The following is a 9064-nucleotide window of genomic DNA, read 5'->3' on the forward strand; positions in this document are numbered from 1 at the left end:
TCTTAAGGTACCTGCTAAAGCGCATGCATCTATGAACGCAGTAAACCTGTTAGCAAACAAGCTTAGAGATACTCCGCGTCCAATGCAGCGAGCTCAGCAAGAGCACTATCACGCTTCTCGTCCCTTACTCTCTTATACTCAAAAAGATCCTCTGCTTTGATCCTACGGTGACGGCCAACCGTAGTGTAAGCAATTTCTTTCCTCTCAAGAAGAGATATAAGGAAAGGGCGAGATACATTTAGAATATCTGCCGCCTGCTGCGTGGTAAGCATTTTGCTGACGGGGACAAGCGTTACAGCATCCCCCCGGCCAACATGGCGCAGCAACTCCATGAGTATTTCGGATAGAGCAGGAGTAAGAGTAACTTCAGTAGGTTGCTTTGCTTCGTCCAACACACGCAGCTTCGCATTACCTGCTGCCTGCGCAGCAAGTATAGTGCGAAGCTGGTTGGCGGCAGCCCGCTCCATGGCTGACGGCAAACGTCCGCCAAGCTCCTCGGCAAAGGCTGGCATGGTCATCCTAGCTTCCTCCTGTGTGCCAGATTGGTACAGGATATTCGAAACAAACGCAACGAACCAAGAATCCTAGGAAGCACGGGTTCCATTCTCCAGCGTACTGGAAGGGGCTCATATGAACCGGCCACCCGAAGGCAGCCGGCTCCCGTGCTCAGGCATGTCACGATCACGCCGATCGTGCCGGTCGACAATCAGCCAAAGCCGAAGCCGCGGGCGGTACCGCTGATGATGTGGCCAATGATTTCGCCGATGGCAGCCCTACCCGCTTCACCGCCTGCACCTTTAGAGAGCTCAACAAGCTGTTCGCCAGCCGTACGTTTCGAAGTAAGAGCCTCAGGCACCGCCGCTAAAGCATCTAGCCCTTTCGGCGTGAGCACATGATTGTTACTCATGATACTGCTCATCGCTCTACCAGCAAAACTACGGTCATGATCGTACTGACTGGGCCGATCAATATATTCGAATTTCACAAGCCAGCTAACTGTGCTAGATGTGACTCGGTGGTATCGCCTGCCAAGTGGTGTCAAATGCTTCTCTGTAATGGCGATCCCAGGTCCGCGCGGCTCATTAGAATAATAGAGCTCTTCAGAAATCATCTCTGCAGCAATGTCATTAGGAATAAGAGGGATTCGAACAGGGAATTTCTCATAGAGCAGCGCAAAGATCTTTGCGGTAGCAAGGTTGAAGACCTCGATATTGGATAGCGCTTCAAAATCAATTTTCTGTTCAGGCATCGCGCTACCAGTTGGTCAACAGTACACTCCACTCGCCAGAATGCAGCGGGCCCGGAGTGGAGGAGGGCAGGATCTACCTTTGAACTGCGGGCGTCAACGGGCACACGATCACTCTGAGTGTCAGCGTAAGAACCAAGCTGGGCATTCCATCGGGCGCTTATGAGCCTTTTCTTCATTCTCCTTCAGACTGTCCAACATATAATAGCAAAAATCTTGTGCGGCTTCAAAAGCGCTCATTCTCTCTGGTATCATCTGACTTGCGCGCAAGGCCTCATCAAGAACGGTAGATACTCCACTTGCTGAAATATTAACTCGTGTCTTGGGATCAACGGGACCATCCGAAATTAAATTGATAGAATTGGTAATTACCATTGTCTGAACTACCCAAAGAAACTGCTCTTGTTTGGTCAAGGGGGTCTCCTTCAGGAAGTTTGGCTTCGAATGAAGTCTTTGATCACCGGGATGAAACGATCGGTTTCTCCCTCGACTATCGTGCGCGGCTTCACGGTGCTGCCGTGCTTTCTCTCTACATGCGACTGGACAGTTCCATCTGGGACAAGCCCAATCACAAGAGTATCGCTCTGGATGCCTTTGCCCATCAATACGTAGCCTTCACAGGCGAAGTATGAGTTGTTGTTAACTACTACTGTTCTGCCAAGTGTAAATCCTTCTCTCCCAAGCTCGAAGTTAGGAGCAACCATAGCCGCTTGCAGCTCATTCCGAATTCTCTCCCACTGCGGAGCAAGCTGGGCCTGCTGTTGTATTCTGACCTGCTCACGCTCAGCTTGACGAGAAAGGGGTTTTCTTGTGGTCTCCAGCTTATTCGACAGGTTCTTAGCAAAATCAGCGAAATCCTTGCGGTCTTCGTCATTCATGAACTTTGGGTTTCTCCTCTGACGTTCTAACAACAATACTGACGATCCGCCGAACTGCCTCGGGCCGTGATAAACCAGTTTCGTTCTGGTTCAGAATCCACCGGTCAAGCGCTGCAATCTGTTCAGGCGGGAAGCTGACGCCCACCAGCGTAGAACCGACGGGAGGACGACCTCGTTTTCTCTTAAATGATGTTGTTTCAGCCATGATTATCATTTAAACGAAAATGCAGGCCGAAGCAAGGCACCACCCTCGCTCCGGCCCTAACCTCACGCAGGAGCGATGATCCATGCGATCGGCTGACTGTGCCCATACCACGGGCACCACATCGACCTCTACCACACGCCCAAACTCAATCAGCCACGCCGACGTCGACGATTTTCTCGCCGACATCGATGCCCTTGCCGAGGTCGTCTGGCTGTGCGGCGAAGGTGCAGACCATGTTGCCCTGATCGGCAACGGCAAAGCCTTCGCGGCGATCCGGCAGGCGTTCGAGGACCGCACCAACACCTTCCGCCGCGATCACGGGATGCTCGATGAGGCAGCTGCTGGAGAGCGGCCATGAGCAGGACCCACCGGCCCGAGCCGGATGTACTCGCAGACCTCACTAAGGTCGACACCCTGCAGCTCGTCGATCGGCTGGATGAAGCCTGGCGGCGCAGCATCCAGCTGAACCTGATGATCGCCGGGATGGTGCTGCCGGAGCGGGTCCGGGGCCCCAGTGCCGAGCTCACCAAGCTGGAGGCAGCCTGGTGCCTGTCCTCCGATGCCGTCTATGGCCTAGGCCAGCTCAAGGAGACGCTGGGTGCCTGTGAAGAGGAAACCACGCTGGAATAGGTTGCCAAAGCCGATGGCTCGTTAAGCTGATGCTGCCAAAGATGCTGCGACAAAGACGCTCACGTTGAGCGCGAACACAGGTGTCGCATGTTCGCTATCCTCTAGCAGTTGTAGTGGCTCATGTGGCCCTAGCGCCGCCTTGTCTTGATACCTCCATTGAGCCGCCCGCGTTCTCGGGGCGGCTTTTCTTTTGCCAGCAGCATCTGGTCATTCGCTCTGTTGGGTCCCTTCGCCTCGCAATGCATTTTGTCGGCCAGATAAACGCAGCGCTTCCCAATTCGGGTTGAGCACTATTATCTTGCAAGTGGCGCAGAATGGCTGTAGACAAAAAACTGTGCCCAGCACGGAAAAAGCGTCTATGGCTACCATCACTGGCTTGGCTACCGCTCTTGTCGATGTCCTCGGGAAGTCAGGCTTGGAGCCGAAGTCTATCCGGGAGACCGGTCGGCGCTTGATGGAAAGCGGTAAGATCAAGAAGGGCACGCGGGGGCGCACCGGAGGCGCCAGAATGGACGCTGAGGATAGCGCTGTCTTCTTGTCCTCGCTGATCGGCGCAGGGGACCGCCGCGACGTCATGAAGGCGGCTGACACCGTCGATCTATGCTTCCCCCTGGTCAATGACGGCTACAAGGACATCACAGAGACCATAGACGTTGATCCGCCTGCTCCTGACTACGTGTTCGGCCTAAAGCCGATGCACACATTCGGTGAAGCTCTGACGGCCATCGTCACTTCTGCGGTAGAGGATGGTCTGCTGCTCCCGCCCCCGCACCATGCCATCATGAGGCTGGAGGTTTCGGTAGAGCGGCCATGGCCGATAGCCAGAATCCGAGTGTGGGGCAGCCATCACCTCTACACCGCCGTCTATATCCATCCGGCTCAGAAGATGAAGATCGAGGAGCCAACCGCAGAGGCTAGTCTTCAGAAGCTGCGGGAGCTTGACGCCCAGTTTGAGGGTAACCCGAGCTTCTATTGGACTCAGCGTACTATTGGGATCGAGGTCTTCTACAAGCTGGGGAACTGCCTGCGTGACCAGTCTGATGCCTGATCAGGCTCTCCCTGCTCGCTTCAACAAGCCCCGGCTGCGCCGTACTGAGGTTCCAGAATACCTGCTGCTCAAGCATGGTCTCCCGATCGCGGTCGCAACCTTGGCAAAGCTGGCAAGTGTGGGCGGCGGACCGCCCTTCGATCGGATGAACCGCACGCCGCTATACAGGGTCGACCTTCTCGACCAGTGGGCGCAGGCGAAGCTGGGCAGCTGAAGCTACCATGACCAACGTCATCCACATTCCTCGGCCAATCAAAGCCCCTGAACTTGCCGGATGGCTTGGTATCTCCGAGCGTTCCGCACGCGAGATGATGCGGACAGGCCGGATCAAGTCCAAACGGATTGGCCGCGAGCACGTCACGACTGACGTCTGGCTGGCCGAACACCTGTCCACTCCTGAGGTGGCCGAAGAATGTCCCGAAAGTCCAAAAGCGCCTTCGTCTACTACGGGCACCGGCTCTGGTTTCACCCGACCAGCGGCATCGCCTATGTCTGTTGGAACAGGCCGGGCGGATCCACCAACCGACGTACGCTTGATACGACGGATCTTCACGAAGCGATCGAGCGCCTGAAAGGGTTCGTTGATCTGAATGTCAGGCTGCCCGAAACCGCGCCAGAGAGACTGCCACTTCGCCAAGTTCTGGCACGGTACAACCAGGACTACGTCCGCAAGCTACCTAGCGCTGCTCAGAATGGTCCCGCACTAGATCGCTGGGCAGCGTTCTTTGGCGAGAACGCCATGGTAGCCGAGGTCATGGACCGTCGGCGTCGCGCTGAATTCCGCTTTTGGCTGGAGCAGTTGGAGTACCCGAAGCGGCATCGTGATCCAGAGACCGGTGCGATTGTCGAGACGATGCACAGGATGGCACCGTCGACGATCAGACGTACAGTTGAGATGGGAAACGCCGCCTTCAGCTGGGCTCAGCGTGAGGGGCTGCTCACTCACTATGAGCCGATGCCCCTACCACCGCCCAGCCCACCTCGACGCTATGCGCCAAAGCAGAGTGACCTGGTGAAGCTCTGGGATGCAGCTGAACCCTTCCGCCTCCGGCTCTTCATTGCCCTGCTGGTCCATACCTGCGGCCGTCCCGAAGCTGTTCTCGATCTAACCAGCTTCCAATGCGATCTTGAGGACGACGTCATCCACCTAAACGCCGAAGGCAGGAAGCAGACCAAGAAGACCAGGCCGAGCATCCCCATGACGCAGGGCATCCGCCCGTGGATCCAGGCTGCCCCCAAAGGTCGCCTGATCCAGTACAAGGGAAAGCCGGTAAGGTCCCTGATCGGCATCTGGCGGCTGACGGTGAAGGCAGCTGGGCTCGATCCCCGCTTCACGCCCAAGACCCTGCAGAAGCTCATCCCGAGGCTGGCACGGGCCTATGGCGTCTCACGCGACCTGGTGGGGCCGTTCAAGGGCAACGCCAACAGCACCAACCGCATGATGGAGAAGCACTATGACTGGGTAGAGATCGAGGAGATGCGTCCGGTGGCAGATGCCATCGACAAGCTCTGGGAGGAGATCGGTCAGATGGCCGTCCGACCGATCTCTCCAGAAGCCGTTAATACCAATCCTGCAACCGTGCGTTACGAGTACGTTACAGGTGGGACGCTCAAGGCTGCTAACCCCTTGAGATTGGTGGAGCCGATCGGGATCGAACCGACGACCTCGACGGTGCAAACCCGCCAAGAGTCCAGGAAAACCAAACCTTTACGCTCCTGAGAATACGATTGAACGCGCCTTCGGACAAGGATTTCCGAGGTGCTACGTTCCAACCCCGTTCCAGGCAGTGCCGCCATCGCCCAGTTGGGCGCCATGGGCCGGCGCTTCGTTGCCTGGGAACATCTGACCCGAAATGGGAAGCCTACCAAGGTCCCAATCCAGCCGTCCGGCAAGTGGGCGAAGTCCACCGATCCTGAGACCTGGACGACGCTGGACGAGGCTTCTGCCTTCGCCAACCGTGCTAGGAAGGCTGGAGTCGGCTTCGTCCTAGCCGGTGAGACGGACGGCATCGGCGGCATTGACCTGGACGGCTGCCGCAATCCAGAAACTGGCGAGATCCAGCCATGGGCTCAGGAGATTATCACAGACTTCGGCTCGTACGCTGAGGTGAGCCCGTCTAGCACTGGCGTGAAGATCTTCGCCAAGGGAGACCCCCTTCCCGAGCTGCCGGTCAACAAGCTGGTCATGGGCGATGCGCCGCTGTTCGGCGACCATCTGCCGCAGGTCGAAGTCTACACGACCGGCCGCTACTTCGCCTTGACTGGCCGGAAGGTCGATGGCGTGCCGGACAGCATCACAGATGCCACGGCCGCCTGGATGCGCCTTGCGGCCAGGCTTGCACGAGCGAAGGTCGAGGAACCAGCAAAGCCGGCGACGCAGGACGAGCCACGTCCGGCCGTTGAGGACGCACAACTCCCGGCTTCCTTCCGGAACCTGCTCGACCAGGACGATCGACTGCGCGCTGCCTGGAGGGACGGTGCGAAGCTCGGCAAGGGCAAGGACACGACCGCCTCCGGGCTGGAGATGTCGCTGGCGTTGTACCTGGCTCGGCATCTGGCGGACGATGACCTGGAGTCGGTGCTCCGTCTCTATCCCTACGGCCAGATCGGCGGCGGCAAAATCTCCGGCAGGAACGCGGACAGGCGGATCGGCAAGCTGCTCGACCACGCCCAGCGGATCCGCGACCGCGCGGCCCGGGCCGACGACAAGGGGCGGTGGTGGAACGACCTGTCGCTCAACGACAAGGGTGATGCACGGGACACCATTGCCAACGTCGCGACGATCCTGCGGGCTGACGGCACATTCGCCGGCAAGCTTGGCTTCGACGAGTTGCGGAACTGCGTTGTCACCCGCTCCCTACCCTGGAAGGTAGCAGAGGGCTGGCGGGAGTGGGCGGACTTGGACGACCTCCGGCTGACCGAGTGGTGCCAGCTCCGTGACGTCCAGGTGAAGCCTGCCACAGTCGCCGCGGCCGTGCAGGTGGTGGCATCCGAGCAGAGCTTCCATCCGGTCCGGGACTATCTCGACGATCTGCAGCATGATGGGACTAAACGCCTCGATACCTGGCTTACCACCTACCTTGGCGTGCCGGATACGCCCTACTCCCGAGCCGTTGGCCGCAAGTTCCTGATTGCTGCGGTAGCCCGCGCCAGGAGGCCTGGGTGCAAGGCGGACAACGCGCTGATCCTGGAAGGGGAACAGGACCTCGGAAAGAGTTCTGCTGCCCGGGTACTTGCCGTCATGAGCGAGTGGTTCGCGGACGAGATCGCCGACCTCGGCTCCAAGGACTCCGCCCAGGATCTGAAGGGCAAGTGGATCATCGAGATGGCCGAGCTGTCCGCCATGCGGCGCTCGGACGTGGAGCGGACCAAGGCCTTCCTGTCTCGGTCCACCGACCACTACCGCCCGAGCTACGGACGCCGCTCCCAGGACTTCAAGCGCCAGTGCGTGTTCATCGGGTCGACCAACCAGGAGGCCTATCTGCACGACGAGACCGGCAACCGCCGCTTCTGGCCCGTGCGGGTCGGGAGGATCGATCTTAAGGGGCTGCGGGCAAACTTAGGGCAGCTGTGGGCCGAGGCCGACGCAGCTTTCAAATCCGGCGAGCACTGGTGGCTGGAAGGCAATCTGAAGCCGCTGGCGCAAGAGGAACAGGGCAATCGCAGGATCGGTGATCCATGGGAACCGGCAGTCGAGAAGTGGTTGGTTCGCATTGTCCATACGACCGGCTGCCGTGCTCGGAAGGACACCGATCCGGTCACCATCGAGGACATCCTGGTCGGAGCTATCGATATGCCGGTCGAGCGCCAGGACCTGATGGCGCAGAAGCGGGTCGGTGCCATCCTCCGCAGCCGCGGGTGGACCCGCCAGCAGAAGCGCCGGCCGGTCGAGGAGGGAGGTGGCCGGTACTGGATCTTCAATCCTCCGGTTGTCACCAGTGAACCGACTGGCGGACCTGGCTCCGGTGACAGCTCCGGTGACAGCCAATCTACTGAAAACACTGGGTCTTCTGCTGATGTCACCGATGTCACCGATTGTTCTCGTACACATAAGGCAGGACACACAACCGAAGATGCTCGAATCATGAAGGGTGGTGGTGGTCTGCGCCGAGAACATTATCGAAATCATCGGGGACAACCGGTGACCGGTGACATTGGCATGGCTCAATGCGCCACCTGCGAGGCGCCGATCTCCTGCCCGTGCAAGGAGCACCAGCCATGACTACCCGCCGTATCGTGGTCGGCACCCGCTTGGGATGGCGGGATATCCAGGTGGAGACCCGGCCGATCACGACGCCCCGCCGTCTGCAGCGCCTGTATGAGCACGAGCCCTGCGAACGCCTGGTGGCGCATGGCACCGAATTGGTGGGAACCGTTGGTGGCCAGCGCCGTCGCTTTATTTTACATATTCGCGATGATGGCGCCCGCACCTGGATAGTACGATGACCCGCATTCCTTAGTACGCCTAACAGAACCACCGTTGGACGAACCTGAGGCAGATGAGGCTGACGGCGAGGAGGTGGAAGCCGGTGAGGATGTCGAGGCGTCGCTCTTAGCGAACGGTAAGCCGGCGGAAGCGGCTGAACCAGGCGAGCGAGCGTTCCACCACCCATCGATGGCGACCCAGCCGGCCGCTAGGCTCGACGCCGCGTCGAGCGATCCTGGGGATGATCCTGCACCGGCGCAGGATGCGACGGCAGTGGGCGAAGTCGTAGCCCTTGTCGGCGTGCAGCTTAGCAGGTCGCTGCCTCGGCCGACCATAGCACTGCCGGATCGGTGGTACCGCCTCGATCAACAGCCAAGCAGGCTCGGTCCGACTCGCGAAGCCGGCCACCTTTGGGCTCGGCAAGCGCCGTCAGTAGCGGCAGTGTAATCGCCCGCCATAGTTCACCGGAAACCAGGGTGCAACCATGCCCAGCCAACCACGGCCGGATCGCCAGGTTCCCTTTTGTTAGGCGCTTTAAGAGGAAAACCGAAGGAATTCCATGCTTTTTGAAATATTCCGCCATGGATTAAGCAGCTAATAATCCTTTTGTCAGCATCAAAGGAGACATCTT

At 58.8% G+C, this 9064-nt stretch carries 11 protein-coding genes and 1 pseudogene; 6 read left to right on the top strand and 6 right to left on the bottom strand.

All coding sequences use genetic code 11. The features are described 5' to 3' along the window. Positions 1-62 precede the first annotated feature (62 nt). From VHL31_RS00890 to VHL31_RS00910, 5 genes are all read right to left on the bottom strand, one after another. Positions 63-518, bottom strand: a complete 456-nt coding sequence (locus tag VHL31_RS00890) for a helix-turn-helix domain-containing protein (RefSeq protein ID WP_329659314.1) — start codon at positions 516-518, stop codon at positions 63-65. 188 nt (positions 519-706) lie between these two features. After that, positions 707-1249, bottom strand: a complete 543-nt coding sequence (locus VHL31_RS00895) for a hypothetical protein (RefSeq protein WP_329659315.1) — start codon at positions 1247-1249, stop codon at positions 707-709. A gap of 120 nt (positions 1250-1369) precedes the next feature. Further along, complete coding sequence (locus VHL31_RS00900) at positions 1370-1660, bottom strand: hypothetical protein (protein ID WP_329659316.1); 291 nt, start codon at positions 1658-1660, stop codon at positions 1370-1372. An 11-nt stretch (positions 1661-1671) separates the two neighbouring features. Further along, positions 1672-2124, bottom strand: coding sequence for a hypothetical protein (locus VHL31_RS00905; protein ID WP_329659317.1), 453 nt, complete (start codon positions 2122-2124; stop codon positions 1672-1674). A 350-nt stretch (positions 2125-2474) separates the two neighbouring features. Beyond that, a complete protein-coding gene (locus VHL31_RS00910) occupies positions 2475-2648 on the bottom strand; it encodes a hypothetical protein (RefSeq protein WP_329659318.1) in 174 nt (57 codons plus the stop codon). A 35-nt stretch (positions 2649-2683) separates the two neighbouring features. On the opposite strand from VHL31_RS00910, the gene VHL31_RS00915 reads away from it, so the two are divergent. The 6 genes from VHL31_RS00915 to VHL31_RS00940 all read left to right on the top strand — a co-directional run bounded on the left by VHL31_RS00915 (position 2684) and on the right by VHL31_RS00940 (position 8453). Beyond that, positions 2684-2959 carry a hypothetical protein gene (locus VHL31_RS00915; protein WP_329659319.1) on the top strand — a complete coding sequence of 92 codons (276 nt, stop codon included), beginning with the start codon at positions 2684-2686 and terminating at the stop codon, positions 2957-2959. 358 nt (positions 2960-3317) lie between these two features. Next, positions 3318-4007: a hypothetical protein gene (locus tag VHL31_RS00920; protein WP_329659320.1), complete on the top strand. Its 690-nt coding sequence runs from the start codon at positions 3318-3320 to the stop codon at positions 4005-4007. Further along, positions 3988-4221, top strand: a complete 234-nt coding sequence (locus VHL31_RS00925) for a hypothetical protein (RefSeq protein ID WP_329659321.1) — start codon at positions 3988-3990, stop codon at positions 4219-4221. The genes VHL31_RS00920 and VHL31_RS00925 overlap by 20 nt, the downstream gene beginning before the upstream one ends. Before the next feature lie 198 nt (positions 4222-4419). Next, on the top strand, positions 4420-5727 hold the full coding sequence (locus VHL31_RS00930) for a hypothetical protein (RefSeq protein ID WP_329659322.1): 1308 nt from the start codon (positions 4420-4422) through the stop codon (positions 5725-5727). Positions 5728-5766: 39 nt separating this feature from the next. Then, on the top strand, positions 5767-8229 hold the full coding sequence (locus VHL31_RS00935) for a VapE domain-containing protein (protein ID WP_329659323.1): 2463 nt from the start codon (positions 5767-5769) through the stop codon (positions 8227-8229). After that, entirely contained in the window at positions 8226-8453 is a 228-nt protein-coding gene (locus VHL31_RS00940) for a hypothetical protein (RefSeq protein WP_329659324.1), read from the top strand. Before VHL31_RS00935 ends, VHL31_RS00940 begins: the two co-directional genes overlap by 4 nt. Before the next feature lie 19 nt (positions 8454-8472). On the opposite strand, the pseudogene VHL31_RS00945 reads toward VHL31_RS00940, so the two are convergent. Then, positions 8473-8802, bottom strand: a pseudogene (locus tag VHL31_RS00945) (IS5/IS1182 family transposase); the annotation flags it as partial. Between the last annotated feature and the right edge of the window lie 262 nt (positions 8803-9064).

It is taken from the genome of Geminicoccus sp., from assembly GCF_036263595.1.
Lineage (GTDB): Bacteria > Pseudomonadota > Alphaproteobacteria > Geminicoccales > Geminicoccaceae > Geminicoccus.

What these genes read in the sequence shown, in the direction of transcription:
- VHL31_RS00890 (WP_329659314.1), bottom strand. Translation starts at nt 518, where the DNA reads ATGACCATGCCAGCCTTTGCCGAGGAGCTTGGCGGACGTTTGCCGTCA.
- VHL31_RS00895 (WP_329659315.1), bottom strand. Translation starts at nt 1,249, where the DNA reads ATGCCTGAACAGAAAATTGATTTTGAAGCGCTATCCAATATCGAGGTC.
- VHL31_RS00905 (WP_329659317.1), bottom strand. Translation starts at nt 2,124, where the DNA reads ATGAATGACGAAGACCGCAAGGATTTCGCTGATTTTGCTAAGAACCTG.
- VHL31_RS00915 (WP_329659319.1), top strand. Translation starts at nt 2,684, where the DNA reads ATGAGCAGGACCCACCGGCCCGAGCCGGATGTACTCGCAGACCTCACT.
- VHL31_RS00920 (WP_329659320.1), top strand. Translation starts at nt 3,318, where the DNA reads ATGGCTACCATCACTGGCTTGGCTACCGCTCTTGTCGATGTCCTCGGG.
- VHL31_RS00930 (WP_329659322.1), top strand. Translation starts at nt 4,420, where the DNA reads ATGTCCCGAAAGTCCAAAAGCGCCTTCGTCTACTACGGGCACCGGCTC.
- VHL31_RS00940 (WP_329659324.1), top strand. Translation starts at nt 8,226, where the DNA reads ATGACTACCCGCCGTATCGTGGTCGGCACCCGCTTGGGATGGCGGGAT.